Raw genomic sequence first — 24,735 nt, forward strand, 5'->3', positions numbered from 1 at the left:
CCGAATTCGTCATTCATGTTTCCTAACAAAATGGCTCATTCACACATATGAGCGGCTCACGCGCAGGGTATTAATGTCGCCTTCAAAGTGGAAGGCGGCGGCCGTGCCGCCAGCGCATCATGCGCAACCCCGATAACAACAGCCATCATCCAGGCATGATGGAGCAGCCATTCCACTGGCCGCGCTGGGACACGAGGGATGTCATGGACGTACCGGATTCCATCCAATATCGCGCCATCGTCGCGCACACGCCCCTGGGCGGCCAGCTCGCCTTCCGCAGCATGACCGGTTCGGAAGGTCTCTCGCGATTGTTCGAGTTCGACGTCGAGTTGATCGCCGACAACTACAACCTGGATCTGGACGCGCTGCTGGGCAAATCGCTGACGCTGGAGATGGAGACGCAGGCGGGCTCGCGCTTCCTGGACGGCCACGTGACGCGCTGCGAGATGATCGGCCGCGAAAGCGGCACCTCGCGCCATTACATCTACCGCGCCACGGTGCGCCCGTGGCTGTGGTATCTGACGCAGACCTCGGACAGCAAGATCTTCCAGAAGAAGACCGTGCCCGACGTGATTGCCGAGGTATTGGGTGAACACGGTTTCGCGTTCGAATCGAAACTGACCGGTACTTACCGCACCTGGGAATACTGCGTGCAGTACCAGGAAACCGATTTTGCGTTCCTCAGCCGCCTGATGGAACACGAAGGCATCTATTACTACTTCAAGCACGGCAACGGGCAGCACACGCTGGTCATGGTCGACGACGTGGCCTCGCACGAAGCGCAGCCCGGCTACGCCGACATTCCGTACTACGGCCCGGACCGCCTGGTCACGCCGCAGGACGAATACATCTCGATGTGGGAAGTGGCCTCGGCGATTACGCCGGACAGCTACGCCACGGTGGATTACGACCCGATCAAGCCGGGCGCCAGCCTGGATGCCGTGTCGCGCCAGCCGGGCGGCTCGCAAAGCGGCAACCTGGAGATGTACGAGTGGCAAGGCGGTTTCCAGGAGCCCGACCAGGCCGAGCAGTATTCGAAGATTCGCCTTCAGGAACTGCAGACCCAGCGCAAGCAGGGCCGTGGGATGGGTTCCGCGCGCAAGATCGCGCCGGGGTATCTCTTCACGTTGAAGAACCATCCGCGCTCGGCCGAGAACAAAGAGTATCTGGTGCTGTCGGCCAACTACCGCATGAATTCCGGCGGACACGCCACGGGTTCGGGCTCCGAATTCTTCTGGGAAACCTCGTTCGTCGTCCTGCCCACCAGCCATCAGTACCGCGCCCCGCGCACCTCGCCGATTCCGCATACCCACGGCCCGCAGACCGCCCGCGTGGTGGGCCCGGCCGGCGAGGAGATCTGGACGGACGAATACGGCCGCATCAAGGTGCAGTTCCACTGGGACCGCTACGGCCAGAAGAACGAGAACAGCTCGTGCTGGGTGCGCGTGTCCAGCCCCTGGGCCGGCGGCGGCTTCGGCGGACTGCAATTGCCGCGCATCAACGATGAGGTCGTCGTCGACTTCATCGGCGGCTGCCCCGACCGCCCGCTGATCCTGGGCCGCGTCTACAACGGCAACAACATGCCGCCCGTGGACCTGCCCGCCAGCGCCACGCAAAGCGGCTTCCGCAGCCAGTCGGTGCATGGCGACCCGTCCATGTCCAACCGCATGATCTTCGACGACAAGCTGGGCATGGAACTGTTCCACACCCGCGCGCAGCGCAACATGCTGAACGACGTGGTCAATGACCACGATCACCATGTCGGCAACAACCATTGCCAGAACGTGGGCGTGGACCACACGCATACCGTGGGCAAGAACCACACGCAGACGATCGGCTGCAACCACACCATCGAGGTCGGCGAAGACCTGAAGACCACCATCAAGCGGATGGAGGAACGGCTGGTGCAGGCCGAGCAGAAGATCACGGTGATGAAGGATGCCACGCAGCGGTTCGAGGGGCAGTTCATCAAAGAAGTGATCGGCATGGAGAAGCGAATTACGTCGGCCGAGCAGCAGATCACGGTCAATCAGGCCGCGCTGCACAAGTACAACACGACGCTGACCCAGGAGATCCAGAACAATCACAAACTGAAGGTACAGGCCGATCAGAGCACGGAAATTCTGGGCGAGATGAAGGTCGAGGCGGGCAGCTTCTGGAAATCGGTCAAAGGCAACGCTTTTGACACAACCTTGGGAGCGAAATTTTCGGCCGTCATCGGGACCAACGTCTCCCTCTATCCCGTGGTCAACGCCACAGTGGCAGGTTGGACCAATTCGATGTCCGCAATGAGCCTGACGCTTAATGGATACTCCGCCACGGTAGTGGGCAAAACACTAATGACCGCAGGGCAGAAAGCCAAGCTGGCGGCGGCCGAACAGCGTCTGGTAGGCATTGAAAACAATGTCACCGGTCTGAAGTCGGACACGGCGGGACTGATAAAAAGCATGCAAGGTGTCAAAGCGAGTCAAGCCGGGCTAAAACAGGCCCTGAACGGGGTGAAGAACAATATCAGCAGCCTGGACAATCGTGTGTCTGCGCTCGAGAGTCACGCGTAGGAGACGTCATGCAGGGACTGAAGTACCTGGCTTTCACCCTTACGGCAGTAGTGGTCATCTGGGGGGCCTGGATGATCTACAAGGGCCAATATGGCGCAGGGGTGGGCATGCTGCTCACCTCGGTGCTCATGGTAGTGCCTTACTTGCTGTTCATGCATCCGTATGTGCGCATGGATGCATTGATGACGCGTTTGAACAAGGAAGGGATTCCTGCCCAGGCATCCATCGTCAGCATCGAAGAGACATCGATGTACGTCAACGAGGTGCCGGTCATGCGCGTGAACGTCAAGTACGCCATTGAAGGCAAGGAGCGCACCGGCGAGATCAAGCAACCCATCCCATATCACTCTCTATCGTCCGTTCAACCGGGCACGCTGGTTCCCATATTGGTAGATCCCAAAGACGACGCGCAATTCCTGTTGCAGTTTTAGAGGCAGGCATACCCACATCGTTCCGGGGCAATCCTCTTCGTACTCGGGCGCAAACATCCGGCGAGGCGGCATGCAGTGGTTGAGGTACATGATCTGGTTGATGGTCAGCGGCTACCTTGTCTGGTCCGCTTGGTCCCTGCGTGCGGGGAGATACGAAGAGTCGGTCGGCATGTTCGCCTCGGCTCTGTTGACCGGCGCCCTGTATCACTTCTTTTTTCGGCGCCACATTATTCAGGATGCGCTCCGGGAGCGACTGGAAAAGGAAGGACTGCGCGTCCCGGCGACGATCCTCAGCGTCCAACAGACCTCAAGGTACCTGAATGAAACCCCGGTCATGCGGGTGAAGGTCAAATACACCGCCGGAGGTAGGGAGCACACGCACGAGATCAAGCAGCCTGTCTCCTACCTGGCGGTGTCCCATCTGCAGCCTCACAAGCGCATAACCGTACTGGTCGATCCGAAAAATACTGACCGCTTCCTGCCGCAGCCCTGAAGCCCATGAAAACGATCAAACCGTTCCGACTGACCTCGCTGCATCGGCCCTACTCCTGGCGCAAGCGCAATTTCCTGTCAGTGGCCATCTACGCCCTGGCGGACCTGCGTGAACCTGGCAACCCCAAGCTGCTGTCCGACATGGAAGTCTGGCGCGAGGTGATGCCCGAGCTGGACTGCGACGGCGTGATCGACCACATCCTGCCCAAGACGGTGCCCGAGTTCCTGGTGGGCGGCCATGCCTACACCAGCCATCAGGACGACAAGACCAAGGTCATGGTGCGCGCGCAGGTGGGCGAACTGGAGAAAGAGCTGGTCGTATTCGGCGACCGCTACCTGATCGGCGACCGCCCGACCGACCCGGTTCCCTTCGACAGCATGCCGATGACCTGGAGCCGCGCCTTCGGCGGTCCGAACTTTCCGGAAAACCCCGGCGGCACGGGCATCGAACCGGTGGACGCCCATGGGCAGAAGCTGGTGCGCTATCCCAACATCGAGCACGGCATCGATCGCTACCAGCGCGGACAGCGCAACGGCACGCCCTACAGCTTCGGCCCCGTCAACATGATGCTGCCGCGGCGCTTCGGCATGATGGGCACGTATTCCGAGCGCTGGAAGAAGGAAGAGTTTCCGGGTTTCTTCCCGGACATGAACCCGTTGATCTTCAACGCCGCCGAACCGGACCAGCGCTGGCCGGATCGCAGCGAACTGCCATTGGGCGAGGCCTTCAGCATCTGGAACATGCACCCCACGATTCCGTGCTGGGAAGGCAAATTGCCCAAGTGGCATGCGCGTGCCTTCATCCGCCGCAAAGCGGCGGATGGCGAGGTCTCGCCGATCGACGAAGTCGACATGCGCGCCACCACGGCCTGGTTCGTGCCACACCAGGAAAGAGTGTTGCTGATCTATCACGGCAACATCGAAGTGCAAGAGGACGATGCCAGCGACGTGCTGAGCCTGATGTCCGCGCTGGAAGCGCAAGGCGCCGAGCGCTCGCCCGAGCACTATGCCCAGATCATGCGCCTGCGCGAGGACCCCGAAACCGGCGGCGTGCGCGTGATGTGCGACGACGAACTGATCACCGAGGCCATCCTCGGCGCGGTCAACATGGATACCGACGCGGTCTTCCAGACGCCGACCTGGGTCAAGTCGCAACTCTACAAACACAAGGTGATCGCCGAACGGCGCCAGGAACTGGTCGACTGCGGCCAGAACCCGGACGAGATCGTGCCAGACCTGCACGGGCCCGAAAGACGCTATGGCCCCGGAGACCTGCCCGAGCTGGCGCGCGACATGGCCCGTCACAAGGAAGAATCGCAAAAGCTGAAGGAAGATCTGGAACGCCAGAGCGCCGAGCTGAAGGCCCACTACGAAAAGCAGGGTGTACCCATGCCCGATACCGACAGCCGCCCCTCGGGACCGCCCACGCAATTGCTGGCGCTGCTGGCGCAGCCCGAGATGTTGGGATCGTTGATGAATCCCACCACCGCCGACGTCGACTTCACGCTGCTGGGCAAGCTGATGGGCCAGGCCGAACCCCTGGCGCCAAGCCAGGACTACAAGCAGACGCCCCAGTACGCCGCGTTCATCAAGGACAATCCGGAACTGCCCGGCAAGGATGCGACCGCCTGGACGCGGGAGCCGGCCTTCCAGCGCCAGATGCGGTCGATGAAGCCGCTGCTGCACAAGAGCTACCTGTATTCCGCACACTGGCAGGACGCGGCCCTGAAGCTGGACACCGAACAGAACAGAATGATGCGAGCCTTGGTGATGGAAAAGCACCAGCGCGGCGAATCGCTGTCCGAGCTGGATCTGACCGGTTGTGCCTTGCCCGGCCTGAACTTCGACAACGCCGACTTCAGCCGCTCGTTCCTGGAGAACAGCGACCTGTCCGACAGCACCTTCCAGTCCTGCCACTTCACGGAATGCGTGCTGGCGCGCGCCGACCTGTCCAACAGCAAGTTCGTGAACTGTACGTTCGATAAAGCCAACCTGTCGCTGGCCAAGCTGTACAACGTCTGCTTCGAGAACTGCTCGTTCAAGGAATCGACGATCGAGAACACGGACTTCGAGCAATGCGTGATCCAGGGCGGCGTGTTCGATTCGGTGATGCCCCACAAAATCCGCCTGCTGAAGTGCCGGCTGCTGGGCGGCGCGCATCTGCGCATGAGCATCTTCAACGAGGCGGAACTGACGGACTGCCGCCTCGAAGAGGTGCGCTTCGAGAAGGTCTCTTTCCAGAACGCCAGGCTGACCGATTCGGTGTTTGAAAGCGCCAATCTGGACGGCGGCTCGTTCTTCATCACCACGATGTCCAACGTGTTCTTTCACCGCTGCCAGATCAGCAATACCGCGTTCGTGCACCAGACCGAGCTGGATGCCTGCTCGTTCGAGGGTTCCAGCCTGACACAGTGCAATTTCCGGGAAACGCCGATGCAGTCGGTGAATTTCGAGAATGCCCGCATCGAGCTTTGCGACTTTTCACTGGCCGACCTGAGCCACGCCAATCTGCGCCAGGCGCGCGCCACCCACACGCAGTACACGCGCGCGACCCTGGTGCATTCGGATCTGTCGAAGGCCAACCTGATGGGCAGCGACTTCAAGGCCGCGGACCTGCGGCATGCCGATCTCAGCGTGGCCAATCTGTTCCGCGCCAACTTCGCGCTGGGCAAGATGGACGACAGCACGGCCCTGGACGGCGCCTACAAGAAGGAAGTGAACCTGTACCCTTTGCGGCAGGCCAAGACCTCATGATGACGCTGGAAGAACTGCTGGAAAAAACCCGATACGGCGAGCCGGTCTCCGACCAGCGCTTTGCCGGCCTGCGCCTGGCGGGCGCCGATCTGTCCGCCACCACTTTCGACCACGTCGATTTCTCGGGATGCGCGTTCGACGGCTGCAACCTGACCGAGGCCACGTTCACCGGTTGCGACTTCACGGGCGCAGTGTTCCAGGACTGCGTGCTGCAGAAGGCCATCTTCAACGAATGCCGCCTGAGCGACAGCCGCTACACACGCGTCACCATGACGCACGCCATCGTGAACGACTGCGACCTGAGCGCCATCCGGATGGCGGACAGCAACCTGGGCTTCGCCACCATCCGGAATTCGACGCTGACAGATGCGGTGTTCAGCGAGATCGCCAATGACCATGCCGTGTTCTTCTGCGCCAGGCTTGAGCGCACGCGTTTCGAATCGGTGAAGTTCTCGCAGTTCACCTTCCACCAGGCCGACCTGAGCGCCTGCGAATTCGACGGCGTCACCTTCGAGAAGACCGTCTTCTTCGAATCCGACCTGCACGCCCTGCAGATGCCGCGGGCGTCCATGGTGATGTGCCAGTTCATCGATGCGAACCTGCATGGCGTGGACCTGACCGGCAGCGACCTGACGCAAAGCAGCTTCAAGGGCTGCGACTTGATAGGCGCGAAACTGGACATGGCCAACGCCAACAACACGCTGTTCCCCTACGCCCGGGTAGAAGGCGCGTCGTTCCGCAATGCCCGAATGGATGCATCCTTGTGGGTCGAATGCCAGGCCGACCAGGCGGATTTCACCGGCACGACGCTCAAGCAGGCGGTGTTTCATCGGGCCTTGCTGAAGCATGCCCGCTTCGACGGCTGCGACCTGGAATACACGGATTTCTCATATGCCGACGTCAACGGCAGCAGCTTTGCCAGATCGGCTTTCAGCCGCACCAAGTTCCACAGCGCATTGATGGAATCGGATGCCTTGCTCCGGCACCCCGGCGTACTGGCCAACGACCCGGCCTTGTACGAAGCGCAGTTGTGGAGCACCGACAACGGCAACAGCCTCTAGGAGGACACAACACATGTTTACCAACACACAGATGTTCGGCGTGGACCTCGGATTTCCGGACGTCTGCCTGACGCCGCCGGCGATGATCCCCATCCCCTACCCCGACATTGCGTTGGGGCCGACGGCCATCCCGGTCTGCTTCAACATCCTGCACTGCTTCGCGCCGGTCCATAACCTGTTCACGATCACGCCCATCACCAACGGCGACAACCCTGGGATCGCCACCGGCGTGATCTCTCACCTGGTGATGGGGCCCTCCACGCCGCGCACAGGCGCATTCACCTACCTGAACCGCTGCGCCCCGACCACGCGCCTGACGTCGATCAACACCCAGAACGGCATCAACACGATCGGCATGCGCATCGTGCCCAGCCAGCCGAAGATATTGGCGTTGGGAGCTTGAGACCGCCACGAGGGATCTCGCCTGGCACAGGCCCGGGCGGTCTTATGCATCGAGCGCGCGTCCATCCGCGCGATGCGGCGGCCCTGAAATGACGATAGCCGCTCGATGAGCGGCTATCGTGAGGGGCGCCGCGGCCAGGCCGCGGCGCCCATGCGGCAGGAGCGGGAGCGGCCGCGAACCGCCCCCTTCCCGCCGTGATCGATCAGTGCTTGATCTGATCGCCAGCGCCGGCAGGTTCGGCCGGCTTGGCAGCCACCAGGGGCTCCTTGACGGCTTCCTCTTCGGCCAGAGGCTCGGGCTGGCGCTCCAGCGCCAGTTCCAGCACCTTGTCGATCCAGCGCACGGGAACGATCTCGAGGAAGTTCTTGACGTTGTCCGGGATGTCGGCCAGGTCTTTCACGTTTTCCTCGGGAATCAGCACCGTCTTGATGCCGCCGCGGTGGGCCGCCAGCAACTTTTCCTTCAGGCCGCCGATGGGCAGGACCTCGCCGCGCAGCGTGATCTCGCCCGTCATGGCCACGTCGGCACGCACCGGGATGCGCGACAGCGCGGACACCATCGCCGTGGTGATGGCGATACCGGCCGACGGACCATCCTTGGGCGTGGCGCCCTCGGGCACGTGCACGTGCATGTCGTGCTTCTCGAACACGCTGTCGGCAAAGCCCAGGCGGCGGGCGCGCGAACGCACCACCGTGCGGGCCGCCTCGACCGATTCCTTCATCACGTCGCCCAGCGAACCGGTGCGTTGGATGACGCCCTTGCCGGGCATGTCGGCGACTTCGATGGTCAGCAGATCGCCGCCCACTTCCGTCCACGCCAGACCCGTGACCTGGCCGATCTGGTTTTCCTTCTCGGCCATGCCGAACGTGTAGCGGCGCACGCCCAGGTAGTCGTTCAGGTTCTCGGCGTTGACCGTGACCGTGCCGACGGCTTCTCCGCCCTTGTCCGTCTGGGTCAGCAGCTTCTTGATGACCTTGCGGCAGATCTTGCCGATTTCGCGTTCGAGCGCGCGCACACCGGCTTCGCGGGTGTAGTAGCGCACGATGTCGCGCAGCGCGCTGTCGTCCACCGACAGTTCGCCTTCCTTCACGCCGTTGTTCTTCATCAGCTTGGGCAGCAGATGGTCGCGGGCGATATGGATCTTCTCTTCCTCGGTGTAGCCGGACAGGCGGATCACTTCCATGCGGTCCAGCAGGGCCGGCGGAATGTTCAGCGTGTTGCTGGTGGCCACGAACATGACGTCGGACAGATCGAAGTCGACCTCGATGTAGTGGTCCTGGAACGTGTGGTTCTGTTCCGGATCCAGCACCTCGAGCAGCGCCGACGACGGATCGCCGCGGAAGTCCATGCCGAGCTTGTCGATCTCGTCGAGCAGGAACAGCGGGTTGCGCACGGCGACCTTGCTCATGTTCTGCAGGATCTTGCCCGGCATCGAGCCGATGTACGTACGGCGGTGGCCACGGATCTCGGCCTCGTCGCGCACGCCGCCCAGCGCCATGCGCACGAACTTGCGGTTCGTGGCCTTGGCAATGGACTGGCCCAGCGAGGTCTTGCCCACGCCCGGAGGTCCGACCAGGCACAGGATCGGCGCCTTGACCTTGTCCACGCGCTGCTGCACCGCGAGATATTCGAGGATGCGTTCCTTGACCTTCTCCAGGCCGTAGTGGTCGTCGTCCAGCACCTTCTCGGCGTTGACGATGGAATTGTTGATCTTGCTCTTCTTCTTCCAGGGAAGATTGATGAGCGTGTCGATGTAGTTGCGCACCACGGTGGCTTCGGCCGACATGGGCGACATCAGCTTGAGCTTCTTGAGCTCGGCATCGGCCTTCTTGCGCGCCTCCTTGGGCATGTGCGCGGCGATGATCTTCTTTTCCAGCTCTTCGAGATCAGCGCCCTCTTCGCCTTCGCCCAGTTCCTTCTGGATGGCCTTGACCTGCTCGTTCAGGTAGTAGTCGCGCTGGCTCTTCTCCATCTGCTTCTTGACGCGGCCGCGAATGCGCTTCTCGACCTGCAGGATGTCGATCTCGGTCTCGAGCTGCGTCAGCAGGCCCTCGAGGCGCTGCGACGTGCCGGTGATCTCCAGCATGGCCTGCTTCTGCTCGAGCTTGAGCGGCAGGTGCGCGGCGATGGTATCGGCCAGTCGGCCGGCGTCGTCGATGCCAGCCAGCGAGGTGAGGATCTCGGGCGGGATCTTCTTGTTGAGCTTCACGTACTGCTCGAACTGGGCCACGATGGCGCGGCGCAGCGCCTCGGTCTCGGAGCCCTGGTTGGCATCCGGCTCGATCGGCGTGACCTGGCAGGTGAAGTGGGAATCGACGTCCTGGATGCTGTCGATGCGGGCGCGCTGCGTACCCTCGACCAGCACCTTCACGGTGCCATCGGGCAGCTTGAGCATTTGCAGGATGCCGGCGACGCAGCCGATCTCGTACACGTCTTCCGGCGTGGGATCGTCTTTGCCGGCCGATTTCTGGGCGACCAGCATGATGCTTTTGCCGGCCTCCATGGCGACCTCGAGCGCGCGGATGGAGCGCGGGCGGCCGACGAACAGCGGGATGACCATATGCGGAAACACCACGACGTCTCGCAGCGGAAGCAGCGGGAGGTCGATGGGTTCGGAAGGCAGGGTCTGGCTGGCAGACATAGGAATTCCTCGGTTGACTCGGCGTATCGGGGACGGGCCTATCAGACTGGACAGGCTCATCGATTACGTCTGATATGGGAACAATAGCTGAAAATTCAAGCGACCGTCGGCGATGCCGGGCCCGAATGCAAAAAAACCCGTACACGACGGGTTTTTGAGGGTTTTTTGCTGCTTTCAAGGGCCTGATGCCCCTATTTTGGGGTTTCAAGCCCATGCAGGCAGCATGGGTATGAGCGCGATGCGCGAGGCATCCATCCGATCAGGCGGCGGCGTTGCGGACCTCGCCGCGTGACGGCTTGGCTTCGGTTTCGCCGCCTTGGTCGTCGGCGTAGATCAGCAGGGGCTTGCCCTCGCCTTCGACCGCGCCGTCGTCCAGCACCACGCGCTTGACGTTGCCTTGCGACGGCAGGTCGTACATGGTGTCCAGCAGCGCGCCTTCGAGGATGGAACGCAGGCCGCGCGCGCCGGTCTTGCGCTTGAGCGCCTTGCGGGCGATGGCCTTCATGGCCCCCGGCCGCACGTCGAGCTCGGCGCCTTCCATGGCGAACAGCTTCTGGAACTGCTTGACCAGCGAGTTCTTGGGCTCGGTGAGGATCTGCACCAGGGCAGCCTCGTCGAGTTCGTCCAGCGTGGCGACCACGGGCAGACGGCCCACCAGTTCGGGGATGAGACCGAACTTGATCAGGTCTTCGGGCTCGACTTCACTGAACAGCTCGCCCACGCCGCGCTCGGACTTGGCCCGGACGGCGGCCGAGAAGCCGATGCCGGATTTCTCGGTGCGGTCGCGGATGACCTTTTCCAGTCCGTCGAAGGCGCCGCCGACGATGAACAGGATGTTGGTGGTGTCCACCTGGACGAAGTCCTGATTGGGATGCTTGCGGCCACCTTGCGGCGGCACCGAGGCGATGGTGCCCTCGATCAGCTTCAGCAGCGCCTGCTGCACGCCCTCGCCCGACACATCACGCGTGATGGACGGGTTGTCGGACTTGCGCGAGATCTTGTCGATCTCGTCGATGTAGATGATGGCGCGCTGCGCCTTCTCGACATCGTAATTGCAGTTCTGCAGCAGCTTCTGGATGATGTTCTCGACGTCCTCGCCCACGTAGCCGGCTTCCGTCAGCGTGGTGGCGTCGGCCATGACGAACGGCACGTTCAGCATGCGCGCCAGCGTCTGGGCCAGCAGCGTCTTGCCCGAGCCGGTGGGGCCGATGAGCATGATGTTGCTCTTGGACAGCTCGACCTCGTCGCCCTTGATCTCGCCGTGGCGGATGCGCTTGTAGTGGTTGTAGACAGCCACGGCAAGCATGCGCTTGGGCGAAGTCTGGCCGATGACGTACTGATCGAGGAACGTCTTGATTTCGGCCGGGGTGGGCAGCTCGGAGCGAATCGCCGCGCGCGCGGTGGCCTGGGCCTCCTCGCGGATGATGTCGTTGCACAGGTCGATGCATTCATCGCAGATGAATACGGACGGACCTGCGATCAGCTTGCGGACTTCATGCTGGCTCTTGTTGCAGAACGAGCAATGCAGCACCTTTGCGTCTGCCGATCCCTTTTTTTCAGGCATAAGTATTTCGTTTCTCTGGGAGCCGGATGCGCCCGCCGCCTGGGCGGCCGACGCATCCAACGCTTAGTCGAAAAAATGACGGCAGTGCGGACGAGGGCCTGTTGCAGCCCCCGGGAACTCAAGCGTCCGGGGTTGGAACTTCCTGGCTATCAGACGTCCGCACGGGTCGTCAGAACCTTGTCCACCAGACCATACGATACCGCATCTTCGGCGGACATGAAGTTGTCACGCTCCGTGTCCACCGCAATGCGCTCGACGGGCTGGCCGGTGTTGTCGGCCAGGATGCGGTTCAGGCGCTCACGCAGATCCAGGATCTCGCGCGCCTGGATCTGGATGTCGGTGGCCTGGCCCTGGGCGCCGCCCGAAGGCTGGTGGATCATGATGCGGGAGTTGGGCAACGAGAACCGCTTGCCCTTCTTGCCCGCCGCCAGCAGGAACGCGCCCATGCTGGCCGCCAGCCCCGTGCACAGCGTCGACACGTCGGGCTTGATGAACTGCATGGTGTCGTAGATGGCCATGCCCGCGTACACCGACCCGCCGGGCGAGTTGATGTAGAACGAGACGTCCTTGTCGGGATTCTCCGATTCCAGGAACAGCAGCTGCGCCACCACCAGGTTGGCGGTGGCGTCGTTGACCGGACCGACCAGGAAGATCAGCCGCTCGCGCAGCAGGCGCGAGTAGATGTCGTAAGCACGCTCGCCGCGTCCCGACTGCTCGATGACCATGGGGATGTACCCCAGGCCGGTCGGCGTGACCGACGAACCGCCGTGCATGGACGCGTAGAAATCGGTGAATCTCTGCATGCTTTACATCCCCATCAACTGATCGAAAGGCACCGCTTCGTCGGTGACCTTGGCCTGGCCCAGCACGTGGGCAACGACGTTGTCCTCCAGCACGATGGCCTCGATTTCGGCGCGGCGCTGGCGGTCGGACAGATAGTAGCTGACCACCTGGGCCGGCTGCTCGTAGTTCTGGGCGAACTCTTCGATGCGTTCACGCACCTGCTCGGGCTTGGCCTGCAGTTGCGCCTGCTTGACCAGCTCGGAGATCAGCAGGCCCAGGCGCACGCGGCGGGTCGACTCTTCCGTGAAGGCTTCGGCCGGGATGGGCATCGAGTCGGCGTTCGGCACGCCACGCTGCTTCAGTTCCTCGCGGGCGGCGGCCACGCGGCTCTGCGCGTCGCTGTCGATCAGGGCGCGGGGCACGTCGAACTGGGCGGCGCCGACCAGGGCGTCCATGACGCTGGCCTTGGTGCGGCTCTGGGCGCGGTTCTTGACCTCGCGCTCGATGTTCGCACGGATGTCGGCGCGCAGCTTCTGGACGTCGCCCTCGGCCTGGCCGAGCGACTTGGCGAACTCGCCGTCGACTTCGGGCAGCACGCCTTCGGCCACTTCCTTCACCGTGATGGTGAATTCGGCCGTCTTGCCGGCGACTTCGGCGCCTTGGTAGTCATCGGGAAATTTCAGCGGGAAGACCTTGGTTTCGCCAGCCTTCAGGCCGCGGGCGGCGTCCTCGAACTCGGGCAGCATGCGGCCCTGGCCCAGCACGAAGGGGAAGCCTTCGGCCTTGCCGCCTTCGAACGGCACGCCGTCGATGGTGCCGGCGAAGTCGAGGGTGATGCGGTCGCCGTCGGCGGCGGCGCGGTCTTCGCGGGCCTCGAACGTGGCGCGCTGCTTGCGCAGGACGTCGATGGTCTTCTCGACCTCGGCGTCCGACACCTCGGTGGTGGTGCGCGTGACGGCCAGGGTCGACAGGTCGGGCACGGCGACTTCGGGATAGACCTCGAAGGTGGCCGAGAAAGCCAGCGTGTCGTCAGCCACGCCTTCGGTCTTGGGTTCGAGGGTGGGGGCACCGGCGACGCGCAGCTTGGCGTCGTCGATGGCCTGCTCGAAGGCACGGCCCACCTGGCTGTTGATCACGTCATAGCGGATGCCGGGGCCATGGCTGCGCTCGAGCATGCCGATGGGAGCCTTGCCGGGACGGAAGCCAGGCACCTTGGCCGTGCGCGCCACGCGCTGCAATTGCGCCTGGACTTCCTTTTCGACGTCGGCGACCGAGACGGACAGATCAACACGGCGCTCGAGGCCGGAGAGGGTTTCAACCACAGGCTGCATTAAAAGACCTATTTTCCGAGAGGTAGAAGAAGAGATGCGGATAAACGAGTCATTTTACCGGAAACCGCCGAGCCCCTACCCGGGGGCCTTCCGCCTCGGGTGACGCAACGCAACATCCCTCTTGCCGGATTGATAGAATCTGACCCCGGCACCACCCCCAACAACCGGCTCGTACCCACCATGATGTCGCACCCCACCTCCCGCCGCCTGCAACCCCTGCCGGCGCTGATCTTCAGTTCGCGCTGGCTGCAACTGCCCCTGTACCTGGGCCTGATCATCGCCCAGGGCGTCTACGTCCTGCTGTTCCTGAAGGAACTCTGGCACCTGGTCACCCACGCCACCAGCTTCGGCGAACTCGAGATCATGCTCATCGTCCTGGGCCTGATCGACGTCGTGATGATCTCGAACCTGCTGGTGATGGTCATCGTCGGCGGCTACGAGACCTTCGTGTCGCGCCTGCGGCTCGAAGGCCACCCCGACCAGCCCGAATGGCTGAGCCACGTCAATGCCAGCGTGCTCAAGGTCAAGCTGGCCATGGCCATCATCGGCATCTCGTCGATCCACCTGCTGCGCACCTTCATCGAGGTCGGCAACCTGGGCACGGCGGGCTCGCGCGTCACGGAACAGGGCGTGATGTGGCAAGCGATCATCCACGCGCTGTTCATCCTGTCGGCCATCGGCATCGCCTACGTCGACCGGCTGACCGTGATGCCCCATGCCCCCCGCCACGACGACAGGGCGGCCCGCCACTGAGACGCGCGTCTCGCGGTACGAATAAAAATCCCGGCGCCAGGCCGGGATTTTTTCGTGTGGCGCGAGACACGCCCGCACCCTCCTCCGTCCATCCGCTCAGGACGCGACCTTGATGTTCTTGGCGCTGGGCCCTTTGGGGCCCTCGCCGATCTCAAAGGTGACGCGCTGGTTCTCCTGCAGCGACTTGTAGCCCTCGCTGCGGATCTCGGAATAGTGTGCGAAGAGATCCTTGCTGCCGTCATCGGGCACGATGAACCCATACCCCTTCTCGGCGTTGAACCATTTGACGATGCCTGTTGCCATGATGTGTCCTTCAACCTAGTAGCGATTGCTCGCGGAAGCGCCAGATCATCAAGTAGGGAACGACGCCCGACAAAGCGGTACATACACACGGCACAAAACAGCACACAGCCGCACTGCTTGAAAATCTCGCCGACTCAGTTTAGGAGCGTCGTCGGCGGGGGTCAACGGAGGCGGGAATGGGTATGCAACCAGGTGTTTTGTTACACAAGCATACAATTTTTTCAATAACCAGCGGGCAGCGGAATAGCCGTATTGCCCGCCTGGCCGTCCCGCGCTTTGATTAACCTAGGGTTTATACCAAGCCGCATGCAACGCCGGTTTACCGCGAATACGCCCCGGCAGAACTGCAGGGCCGGTGGAAACCGATACCGCGGAAATTAAAAAAGCCCCTTGCGGGGCTTTTTCAGAACTTCAGGTCTCGCCTTACAGGGGCGTGATCTTCGTGGCCTGGGGACCCTTGGGGCCCATCGCCGTCACGAAGCTGACGCGCTGGTTTTCTTCCAGCGACTTGAAGCCCTGCGATTGGATTTCCGAGAAGTGAGCGAACAGGTCCTTACCACCCGATTCCGGGGTGATGAAGCCATAACCCTTTTCCGCGTTGAACCATTTAACGACGCCGGTTTCCATACTGTATTTCCTAGAGATTTAAATTGGGCTTGCGCCCGGGACCACGAGTCAAGCAAGGAGGGGACAGTAGAACAAGAACGGTCGCCGATAAGGCAAGGTACTGTACAAGCATCAACACCCTGGATCGTGTGCCGACACTATCGTCAGATTCCCCTCTCAAGTCAACATAATCCTCAAAAATGCGTGCCCATAATGCAACAAAGAGAAACAGGGACGTATGTTGAGCAACAAATGCCCATTAATGCAAAACGTCACTGGCCCGCCCCGCGAAAGACGTGGGGGACAGATGGTAACGCAGGTCAAGGATTACACCAAATCAGTAAGTGCAAATATTAGTCATCAATCGGTAATCCGAGCAAATCCAAAGCCGCCCCGAAACTGTTCTCGTCGGGGCAGAAAAACACCACGACATCGCCGGGATTGACGTTTTCAAGCACTTGATCGACCTGATCTTGCGCTTGATCAATATCGTCGATGCCCGCCGCGTGTATGGCGGCGCCCGCTTCGACCAATTCCGGCGGCACAATGGCGGGAATCGATTCCAGGTCGGCATCGCCCAGCATGACGTACACCGTCAAGCTGGCGCCTTCCAGCGTGGTTTCCAGACAAAGCCCGTGCTCGAGCGTGGCCTGGCGGCGGCTGAGGATTTCCATGATCGGTATCGCCTTGTTTGAATTGAAAAACGCGAACGCTTATCGCGCCCGCATGCGCAGCAGCACTTTACGCGCCACCAGCGTGGCCGCTGTGCCGATAACCGAGCAGAACAGGAAGGAGGCCACTGCGAGCAGCCAGGACTGGCTGGCCAGTTCGCCCTCGCCGGACGCCAGCAGAACCGCCACCAGCACGCACAGAGCGCCCACCAGCACGCCCGCCACGCTGTGCGCGACCGAACGCAAGACGGCCAGCAACGTGCCCCCCACGAGCGCTAGCGCAACGAGGGCCGCCATGGACCAGAACAGGGATTCGTACTGCATGGAGAGGCTTGCGGCCTGGCGGGCGTGGCCCGGGGCAGGGATGTCTTGCGGAAGGATGGCTTGCTGAGGATCTTGAGTCGGCAACCGAGGATACGGCTACCCATTACCCTCTCATTATGCACGTTTCCGAGAATGTTTGCTGGCGCCGTGCAACGGGCGCCGTGCAACGGGCGCCGTGCAACGGGCGCCGTGCAACGGGCGTGGCGCAACGAGCGTGGTCTCCTTGGCGCGGCATGGCCGATACCGCGCGCGCCCTGCTCGCTTCCGCTTCCGCTGGCATCCTAGGCGGCAGCCGGCTGCGGGCCTGGTCCGTCCTGCGCCGCCGTGGCCGACTGCACGCGGTTGCGTCCGTTCAGCTTGGCGTCGTAGAGCAGCGCATCGGCCACGCGCAACAGGTTGTCCACGGACCCGCCCGCCGCCGGCATGCAACTGGCCGCGCCGATGCTGACCGTGACCTCGCCATGCACGCTGTGCTGGTGCGCCACGTGCAACGCCTGGACCTTCTTGCGCACGCGCTCGGCCACCGCCGTCGCCTGCTCCGTGGCCAGTTCGGGCAGCACCATCGCGAACTCTTCGCCGCCGTACCGCGCGGGCATGTCCGCAGGCCGGCGCGCGCAGGAACTGATGCACTGCGCCACTGCCGCCAGCACCTCGTCACCGGCTCCGTGGCCGTAGTTATCGTTGAACTGCTTGAAATGGTCCACGTCGATGAACAGCACCGCCAGCGGAGTGCCGGCACGCCGCGCACGCGCCCATTCCTGCTCGAGACGGACATCCAGGGCCCGCCGGTTGCTCAGGCCTGTCAGGCCGTCGGTGACGGCCAGGCGCTCCAGCTCGATCTGCGCGCGCAGCTTGTCGCGCAGGCTGAAGGCCAAGAGCCACGACAACAGGATGAACAGGCCGACCAGCCCCGCCGTCAGCCCACCGACCACGACGCTGCGTTCGCGCCAGTCGGCCAGCACGTCGTCGACCGCCGGCGCCACCACCGCGATCAAGGGACTGCCGGGTACGCGCGCGAAGGTGAAAATGCGCTCCACCCCGTCCACACGCGAGCGGGCCACGTATGAGTCGGGGACCTGGGTGGCCATCATGGCGAACGCGGGCAGGCGTGTCCGGTTGGTGTTGACCTCGGCGTTCAGCGTGGGCTTGCGCGCCAGCCAGGTGCCATCGGACAGCGCGATGAAGGCCGAGCCCGCGGCGCCCGTGTTGACGCGGTCGACCAGCCGCTGGAAGAAATCGACCGGCACGGCCATCAGCGCGACGCCGTCGAAACTGCCATCGGGCGCGTTGATGCGGCGCGTCAGGCCGATGGACAGCGCCCCGCCGCGCAACCTCGACCGGAACGGATGGGACACATACAGGCCGACGGCGGGACTGCGCTGGTGCACCAGGAAGTAGTCGCGGTCGGAAAAGCGCACCGTGCGGTCGATCAGCCGGCTCTGCGACGCCACGACGGCGCCGTTCACGTCGACCACGTAGGCGCCGCTGACGTAGCTGGCGGTGGTGAAACGGTCGAACAGCAGGCTTTGGCGCAGATCGGCCGGCAGCTCCCAGATGCCGGGCCGCTGCGCGCTTTCGACCACGCCCTGCAGCGACAGGTTGTAGGTCTCGATGTTGCGCTCGAGATCGCCGGTCATGATGGCAACGAGGCTGGCGGCCGAATCGCGGGCGCGCGCCAGCGCGTCGGTGCGGCCGAGGTAGAGGATGCTGCCGATGAGGCTGGCCATGGCCAGCGCGATGAGCGTACCGGCTAACCCGGCGACATAGGGGTGCCCGCCGATCAGCTGTACGGCGCGATCGGCGTAGATTCCGACCAGCTTGCGCACGCGGCGGCGCAAGGGCAATCCGAATTGCGGCATGCTTGCCTCCTGGAAAGAGGACATGCGGCGAACTTGGTGCGAGGGAGGGGACTCGAACCCCTACACCTTAACGGCGTCTGGACCTAAACCAGGTGCGTCTACCAATTTCGCCACCCTCGCAAAGCCAAGCCCGCTATTGTAGCTTGCTTGGTAAAATCTTGGGCCATGAATCCCCGCCTCGATATTTTGCACCCCTATCCGTTCGAGAAGCTGCGTGCGCTGCTGGCCTCGGCGCAGGCGGCGGCGCACGCATCGACGCCGATCAATCTGTCCATCGGCGAACCCAAGCATGCCGCGCCCGAGCCGGTCATGCAAGCCCTGCGCGACGGTCTCGATGGGCTGTCGGTCTATCCGGCCACCCATGGCGATCCGCGCCTGCGCCAGGCCATCGCCCAGTGGCTGGCGCACCGCTACAGCATTCCCGCGCCGGACGCCGACACGCAGGTGCTGCCCGTGCTCGGCTCGCGCGAGGCGCTTTTCGCCTTCGCCCAGGTGGTGCTCGATCCCACGGGCAATCAGCGCGTAGTGTGCCCGAACCCGTTCTACCAGATCTACGAAGGCGCCACGCTGCTGGCGGGCGGACGGCCCTACTTCCTGAACGCCGACCCGGCGCGCGACTTCGGCTGCAACTGGGGCGACGTGCCCGAGGACGTATGGCGCCAGACGCGGCTGGTTTTCGTGTGCTCGCCGGGCAATCCGGCCGGCAACGTCATGTCGCTGGAAGACTGGCGCGAACTGTTCGCGCTGGCCGACCGTCATGGCTTCGTCATCGCCTCGGACGAGTGCTATTCCGAGATCTATCTCGACGAAGGCGATCCCCCGCTGGGCAGCCTGCAGGCCGCGCGCCGGCTGGGCCGTGACGATTATCGCGGGCTGGTGGCCTTCTCCAGCCTGTCCAAGCGCTCCAACGTGCCCGGGCTGCGCTCGGGCTTCGTGGCGGGCGACGCCGCGCTGATCGCGCCTTTCCTGCGCTATCGCACGTATCATGGCAGCGCCATGAGCCCGGCGGTGGCCTCGGCCAGCATCGCCGCCTGGCACGACGAAGACCATGTGCGCGACAATCGCCGCCAGTACCGCGAGAAATTCGACGCCGTGCTGCCCATCCTGCAATCCGTGCTGGACGTGCGCCGGCCGCAGGCCTCGTTCTACCTGTGGGCGCGCACGCCGGGCCCCGATACCGCGTTCGCCCGCGACCTCTACGGCAGCACCGCGGTCACCGTGCTGCCGGGCAGCTTCCTGGCGCGCGAGGCCCATGGCGCCAATCCCGGCTGCGGCCGGGTGCGGCTGGCGCTGGTCGCGCCGCTGGCGCAATGCGTGGAGGCCGCCGAGCGCATCGCGCGCTTCGTGCGCCCCCATGCCTGAATCCATTCGAATCCCCCTCTCATCAACCCGTCTACACATCGGACCACAATGACTCTCGACCTGCAGACCACCATCGAAACCGCCTGGGAGCACCGCACCGGCATCTCCCCCTCCGACGCCAGCGCCGAGATCCGCGAGGCCGTCGAGCACACGATCGACGCCCTGGACATGGGCCGCCTGCGCGTGGCCGAGAAGACCGGCGCCGACTGGGTCGTGCACCAGTGGATCAAGAAGGCCGTGCTGCTGTCGTTCCGCCTGCAGGACAACGTCGTCATGGGCCAGTCGCCGGTGCAGTTCTACGACAAGGTGCCGCTGAAGTTCGCCGAGTACGGCGATCACGCCTTCAAGGCCGGCGGCTATCGCGTGGTGCCGCCCGCCGTGGCCCGCCGCGGCGCCTTCATCGCCCGCAACGTGGTGCTGATGCCCTCGTACGTCAACATCGGCGCCTACGTCGACGAAGGCACGATGGTAGACACCTGGGCCACCGTCGGCTCGTGCGCCCAGATCGGCAAGAACGTGCACCTGTCGGGCGGCGTGGGCATCGGCGGCGTGCTGGAGCCGCTGCAGGCCAACCCCACCATCATCGAGGACAACTGCTTCATCGGCGCCCGCTCGGAAGTCGTGGAAGGCGTGGTCGTGGAAGAGAACTCGGTGCTGGCCATGGGCGTGTACCTGTCGCAAAGCACCAAGATCTATGACCGCGCCACCGGCAAGATCACCTACGGCCGCGTGCCGTCGGGTTCGGTCGTCGTGCCGGGCTCGCTGCCCTCGGCCGACGGCTCGCACAGCCTGGCTTGCGCCGTGATCGTCAAGCGCGTCGACGCGCAGACCCGCGCCAAGACCAGCATCAACGACCTGCTGAGGGCCTGATGAGCAACGCCGTCCTCGACCTGGTCCGCGACCTGATCGCCCGCCCGTCGGTCACCCCCGACGATCTGGATTGCCAGCAGTTGCTGGCGCAGCGCCTGGCGCGCATGGGCTTTCGTTGCGAGACCATCTCGCGCGGCGGCGTCACCAACCTGTGGGCGCGGCGCGGCGAGTCCGCGCCGCTGACCGTGTTCGCGGGCCACACCGACGTGGTCCCGCCCGGTCCGCGCGAGCACTGGGAAAGCGATCCGTTCGTGCCCACCGAACGCGATGGCTTCCTGTATGGCCGCGGCGCGGCCGACATGAAAAGCTCGATCGCCGCCTTCGTGGTGGCGGCCGAGGAGTTCGTGGCGGCCAATCCGCAACACGGCGGCTCGATCGCGCTGCTGCTGACCTCCGACGAAGAAGGCCCCGCGGTCGACGGCACCGTCATCGTCTGCGAGGAACTGACGCGCCGCGGCGTGCAGCTGGACTACTGCATCGTGGGCGAGCCGACGTCCGGCAACGTGCTGGGCGATACCTGCAAGAACGGCCGCCGCGGCTCGCTGTCGGGCAAGCTGACCGTCAAGGGCGTGCAGGGCCATGTGGCCTACCCGCACCTGGCGCGCAACCCCGTGCACCAGTTGGCGCCCGCGCTGGCCGAACTGGTTGCCATCGAATGGGACCAGGGCAACGAATACTTCCCGCCGACCACGTTCCAGGTGTCCAACCTGAACGCGGGCACGGGCGCCACGAACGTGGTGCCGGGCACGGCGGTGGCGCTGTTCAACTTCCGGTTCTCCACCGCCAGCACGCCGGACGGCCTGAAGGCACAGGTGCACGCGGTGCTGGACAGGCACGGCCTGGAATACGAACTGGACTGGAACCTGGGCGGCGAGCCCTTCCTGACGCCGCGCGGCACCCTGACCGACGCGCTGGTGCGGGCCATCGCCGACGAAACCGGCGTGACGGCCGAACTGTCGACCACCGGCGGCACGTCGGATGGGCGCTTCATCGCCAAGATCTGTCCGCAGGTGATCGAATTCGGACCCTGCAACGCCACCATCCACAAGGTCAACGAACGCATCGAGCTGACCAGCCTGGAACCCCTGAAGAACATCTACCGCCGCACGCTGGAAAACCTGCTGCCGGCGGCTCGCTGAGGCTCCATGGTGCCTGCAAACGCCCGAACCGAACTGCTTACCGTGCGCGATCTGGTGCGCTACGCCGTATCGCGCCTGAATGCCACGCACGCGGTGCTGGGCCACGGCACGGACAACCCCTACGACGAGGCCGTGTACCTGGTGCTGCATACGCTGCACCTGCCGCTGGACACGCTCGATCCCTTCCTGGACGCACGCGTGCTGTCCAGCGAGCGCGAGCGCGTGCTCGACCTGATCGACCGCCGCGTCACCGACCGCCTGCCCGCGCCCTACCTCACCCACGAGGCCTGGCTGCGCGGCCATCGCTTCTACGTCGACCAACGCGTGATCGTGCCGCGCTCGCCCATCGCCGAACTGCTGGAGACCGGCTTCGCGCCCTGGGTCGCCGATGCCGACGAGGTGCGGTACGCGCTGGACATGTGCACCGGCTCGGGCTGCCTGGCCATCCTGACCGCGCTGGCATTCCCCAGCGCTCTGGTCGATGCCGTCGACCTGTCGCCCGACGCCCTGGAAGTGGCCGCCCGCAACGTGGCCGACTATGGCCTGCAAGACCGCCTGGCGCTGCACCAGGGCAACCTGTTCGACGCCCTGCCCGAGCGCCGCTACGACGTCATCGTCTGCAATCCGCCCTACGTGAACAGCGCCTCGATGGACGCGCTGCCGCAGGAATACCGCCACGAGCCCAGGATGGCGCTGGCGGGCGGCACCGATGGCATGGACCTGGTGCGCACCATCCTGGCCCGTGCGCCGGATTTCCTGGCCCCGCACGGGGTGCTGGTGCTGGAGATCGGCAACGAGCACGAGCACTTCGTCGCCGCCTTCCCCGAGTTGGATCCGGTCTGGCTGGACAGCGCCGAGACCTCGAACCAGATCCTGCTGCTGACCCGCGAACAACTGTGATACGTGCTTCTGGATTGACCCTGCGCCGCGGCACCAAGGTGCTGTTGGACGGCGCTGAATTCGTCGTGCACCCCGGCGAGCGCGTCGGCATCGTCGGCAAGAACGGCGCGGGCAAGTCGTCGCTGTTCGGCCTGCTGACGGGCACGCTGGACGCCGATGCCGGCACGCTGGACCTGCCCGCGGGCTGGCGCATCGCCAGCGTGAAGCAGGAAATCGCGGCCGACGCGCAACCCGCGCGCGAATTCGTCATCGACGGCGACCGGCATCTGCGCGGCCTGCAGGCCCAGCGCGAGGCGCTGTCGCCCGACCAGGGCACGCGGATCGCCGAGGTCGAGGCCGAACTGGCCGAGGCCGGCGCCTGGGATGCCGCGTCCCGCGCGGAGCAACTGCTGGCCGGCCTGGGCTTCGCGCCCGACCAGTGGATGCGGCCCGTGGAAAGCTTCTCCGGCGGTTGGCGCATGCGCCTGGCGCTGGCCAGCGCGCTGATGGCGCCGTCCGACCTGCTGCTGCTGGACGAACCCACCAACCACCTGGACCTCGACGCCATGCTGTGGCTCGAGAAGTGGCTGGGCGCCTACCCCGGCACCGTGCTGCTGATCTCGCACGATACCGAGTTCCTCGATGCCGTCGCCCGCGCCGTGCTGCACTTCGACCACGCCAAGCTGATCCGTTACCGCGGCGGCTACGAAGACTTCGTCACGCAGCGCGCCGAGCGGCTGCGCCAGGCCAATGTGGCCTACGAGCGCCAGAATCGCGAGGCGGCACGGCTGCAAAGTTTCATCGACCGCTTCAAGGCCAAGGCATCGAAGGCCAAGCAGGCACAAAGCCGCGTGAAGGCCCTGGCACGCATGGAGGCCCGCGCGCCGCTGCATGCCGAGGCCGGCATCGACATCCGCATCCCGTCCCCCGAGCACACGCCCGACCCCCTGCTGGTGCTGGAACATGCCTCGGCGGGCTATCCCGAAGCCCCCATCCTGCGCGACGTGACGCTGATGGTGCGCGCGGGCAGCCGTATCGGCGTGCTGGGCGCCAACGGCGCGGGCAAGAGCACGCTGATCAAGACCCTGGCCGAGGAAATCCCGGTGCAGGCCGGTGAACGCCGCGCCTCGCGCGGCCTGGCCATCGGTTATTTCCACCAGCACCAGCTCGACATGCTGGACCTGGACAGCACGCCGCTGCAACACCTGGCGCGCATGGCGCCCGACGTGCGCGAACAGGAACTGCGCAACTACCTGGGCGGCTTCGGCTTCTCGGGCGAGACGGTGCTGAGCAAGGTCGGTCCCATGTCGGGCGGCGAAAAGGCGCGCCTGGCGCTGTCCCTGATCGTCTGGCAAAAGCCCAACCTGCTGCTGCTGGACGAACCCAGCAACCACCTGGACGTGGAAACCCGCGAGGCCCTGGCTGCCGCGCTGGCCGAATTCTCGGGCAGCATGCTGCTGGTTTCGCACGACCGGCACCTGCTGCGCACCACGGTCGACAGCTTCTGGATCGTGGCCGACGGCCAGGTCCGCGAATTCGACGGCGACCTGGAGGACTACCGCGACTGGCTGGCCAGCCGCACCGCCGCTGAACGCGCCGAGAAAGCCGAAGCCGCCCGCGCGGCGGGCGGCGCCACGGCCGTCCCGGTGGTCGACCGCAAGGCACAGAAACGCCTGGAAGCCGAACAGCGCCAGCGCCTGTCCACCCTGCGCAAGCCGCTCGAAGCCCGCCTGGCCAAGGTCGAGACCGAAATGGAAAAGTCGCGCCAGCGCATCCAGGTCCTGGACGCCCTGATCGCCGACCCCGATTTCTACTCGGATTCCCGCCGGGCCGAACGCCAGCAGGTCATGGCCGAGCACGGCGAACTGGGCAAGAAAGTGGACGAACTGGAAGAACAGTGGCTCGAAATCCAGGAATCCCTGGAAGACATCGACAAGTCACCGGCTTGATC

The 24,735-nt window shown here is 64.3% G+C and carries 21 protein-coding genes and 1 tRNA gene; 12 read left to right on the plus strand and 10 right to left on the minus strand.

Annotated features, from left to right (window positions below):
• The first annotated feature begins 203 nt into the window (after nt 1-203).
• The 6 genes from A6745_RS27985 to A6745_RS18495 all read left to right on the plus strand — a co-directional run bounded on the left by A6745_RS27985 (nt 204) and on the right by A6745_RS18495 (nt 7,699).
• Nucleotides 204-2,558, plus strand: coding sequence for a type VI secretion system Vgr family protein (locus A6745_RS27985; RefSeq protein ID WP_082853140.1), 2,355 nt, complete (start codon nt 204-206; stop codon nt 2,556-2,558).
• Between the two features lie 8 nt (nt 2,559-2,566).
• Complete coding sequence (locus A6745_RS18475) at nt 2,567-2,989, plus strand: DUF3592 domain-containing protein (protein ID WP_066130293.1); 423 nt, start codon at nt 2,567-2,569, stop codon at nt 2,987-2,989.
• An 88-nt stretch (nt 2,990-3,077) separates the two neighbouring features.
• Entirely contained in the window at nt 3,078-3,482 is a 405-nt protein-coding gene (locus A6745_RS18480) for a DUF3592 domain-containing protein (protein WP_156513439.1), read from the plus strand.
• A gap of 5 nt (nt 3,483-3,487) precedes the next feature.
• A complete protein-coding gene (locus A6745_RS18485) occupies nt 3,488-6,235 on the plus strand; it encodes a DUF2169 family type VI secretion system accessory protein (protein ID WP_066130297.1) in 2,748 nt (915 codons plus the stop codon).
• On the plus strand, nt 6,232-7,296 hold the full coding sequence (locus tag A6745_RS18490) for a pentapeptide repeat-containing protein (protein ID WP_066130299.1): 1,065 nt from the start codon (nt 6,232-6,234) through the stop codon (nt 7,294-7,296). The genes A6745_RS18485 and A6745_RS18490 overlap by 4 nt, the downstream gene beginning before the upstream one ends.
• Nucleotides 7,297-7,309: 13 nt before the next feature.
• Nucleotides 7,310-7,699, plus strand: coding sequence for a DUF4150 domain-containing protein (locus A6745_RS18495; protein WP_066130302.1), 390 nt, complete (start codon nt 7,310-7,312; stop codon nt 7,697-7,699).
• A gap of 202 nt (nt 7,700-7,901) precedes the next feature.
• On the opposite strand, the gene lon is transcribed toward A6745_RS18495, so the two are convergent.
• The 4 genes from lon to tig all read right to left on the minus strand — a co-directional run bounded on the left by lon (nt 7,902) and on the right by tig (nt 14,018).
• On the minus strand, nt 7,902-10,340 hold the full coding sequence (lon, locus tag A6745_RS18500; RefSeq protein ID WP_066130304.1) for an endopeptidase La: 2,439 nt from the start codon (nt 10,338-10,340) through the stop codon (nt 7,902-7,904).
• Nucleotides 10,341-10,599: 259 nt separating this feature from the next.
• On the minus strand, nt 10,600-11,904 hold the full coding sequence (clpX, locus tag A6745_RS18505) for an ATP-dependent Clp protease ATP-binding subunit ClpX (protein ID WP_066130306.1): 1,305 nt from the start codon (nt 11,902-11,904) through the stop codon (nt 10,600-10,602).
• A gap of 149 nt (nt 11,905-12,053) precedes the next feature.
• Nucleotides 12,054-12,707: an ATP-dependent Clp endopeptidase proteolytic subunit ClpP gene (gene clpP / locus A6745_RS18510; protein ID WP_066130308.1), complete on the minus strand. Its 654-nt coding sequence runs from the start codon at nt 12,705-12,707 to the stop codon at nt 12,054-12,056.
• Nucleotides 12,708-12,710: 3 nt separating this feature from the next.
• Nucleotides 12,711-14,018, minus strand: a complete 1,308-nt coding sequence (gene tig / locus A6745_RS18515; RefSeq protein ID WP_066130310.1) for a trigger factor — start codon at nt 14,016-14,018, stop codon at nt 12,711-12,713.
• A 183-nt stretch (nt 14,019-14,201) separates the two neighbouring features.
• On the opposite strand from tig, the gene A6745_RS18520 reads away from it, so the two are divergent.
• Complete coding sequence (locus A6745_RS18520; RefSeq protein ID WP_066131377.1) at nt 14,202-14,771, plus strand: TIGR00645 family protein; 570 nt, start codon at nt 14,202-14,204, stop codon at nt 14,769-14,771.
• Between the two features lie 96 nt (nt 14,772-14,867).
• Here A6745_RS18520 and A6745_RS18525 read toward each other — a convergent pair whose 3' ends face one another.
• From A6745_RS18525 to A6745_RS18550, 6 genes are all read right to left on the minus strand, one after another.
• Nucleotides 14,868-15,074, minus strand: coding sequence for a cold-shock protein (locus tag A6745_RS18525; RefSeq protein ID WP_066130312.1), 207 nt, complete (start codon nt 15,072-15,074; stop codon nt 14,868-14,870).
• Nucleotides 15,075-15,497: 423 nt separating this feature from the next.
• The gene (locus A6745_RS18530) at nt 15,498-15,701 is read right to left on the minus strand and encodes a cold-shock protein (protein WP_066130314.1); all 204 of its coding nucleotides are present in this window, start codon (nt 15,699-15,701) and stop codon (nt 15,498-15,500) included.
• Nucleotides 15,702-16,033: 332 nt separating this feature from the next.
• Entirely contained in the window at nt 16,034-16,354 is a 321-nt protein-coding gene (locus tag A6745_RS18535) for a hypothetical protein (RefSeq protein ID WP_066130316.1), read from the minus strand.
• A 39-nt stretch (nt 16,355-16,393) separates the two neighbouring features.
• Nucleotides 16,394-16,675, minus strand: a complete 282-nt coding sequence (locus A6745_RS18540) for a hypothetical protein (protein ID WP_066130318.1) — start codon at nt 16,673-16,675, stop codon at nt 16,394-16,396.
• Nucleotides 16,676-16,956: 281 nt separating this feature from the next.
• Nucleotides 16,957-18,534, minus strand: a complete 1,578-nt coding sequence (locus A6745_RS18545) for a GGDEF domain-containing protein (RefSeq protein ID WP_066130320.1) — start codon at nt 18,532-18,534, stop codon at nt 16,957-16,959.
• A gap of 34 nt (nt 18,535-18,568) precedes the next feature.
• Nucleotides 18,569-18,654, minus strand: a tRNA-Leu gene (locus tag A6745_RS18550).
• 45 nt (nt 18,655-18,699) lie between these two features.
• Between A6745_RS18550 and dapC the strand changes: the two genes are divergently transcribed.
• Genes dapC through A6745_RS18575 form a run of 5 tightly spaced genes read left to right on the plus strand, consistent with a single transcriptional unit; the run spans nt 18,700 to nt 24,733 of the window.
• A complete protein-coding gene (dapC, locus tag A6745_RS18555) occupies nt 18,700-19,896 on the plus strand; it encodes a succinyldiaminopimelate transaminase (RefSeq protein WP_066130321.1) in 1,197 nt (398 codons plus the stop codon).
• Nucleotides 19,897-19,944: 48 nt separating this feature from the next.
• Nucleotides 19,945-20,766 (plus strand): 2,3,4,5-tetrahydropyridine-2,6-dicarboxylate N-succinyltransferase, encoded by an 822-nt coding sequence (dapD, locus tag A6745_RS18560; RefSeq protein WP_066130322.1) that lies wholly within the window; start codon nt 19,945-19,947, stop codon nt 20,764-20,766.
• Nucleotides 20,763-21,905, plus strand: a complete 1,143-nt coding sequence (gene dapE, locus A6745_RS18565) for a succinyl-diaminopimelate desuccinylase (RefSeq protein ID WP_156513469.1) — start codon at nt 20,763-20,765, stop codon at nt 21,903-21,905. Before dapD ends, dapE begins: the two co-directional genes overlap by 4 nt.
• A gap of 6 nt (nt 21,906-21,911) precedes the next feature.
• Entirely contained in the window at nt 21,912-22,805 is an 894-nt protein-coding gene (gene prmB, locus A6745_RS18570) for a 50S ribosomal protein L3 N(5)-glutamine methyltransferase (protein ID WP_066130327.1), read from the plus strand.
• The gene (locus A6745_RS18575; RefSeq protein ID WP_156513441.1) at nt 22,802-24,733 is read left to right on the plus strand and encodes an ABC-F family ATP-binding cassette domain-containing protein; all 1,932 of its coding nucleotides are present in this window, start codon (nt 22,802-22,804) and stop codon (nt 24,731-24,733) included. The genes prmB and A6745_RS18575 overlap by 4 nt, the downstream gene beginning before the upstream one ends.
• The last annotated feature ends 2 nt before the right edge of the window (nt 24,734-24,735 follow it).

This window comes from Bordetella ansorpii, from assembly GCF_900078705.1.
Taxonomy (GTDB): Bacteria; Pseudomonadota; Gammaproteobacteria; order Burkholderiales; family Burkholderiaceae_B; genus Bordetella; species Bordetella ansorpii_A.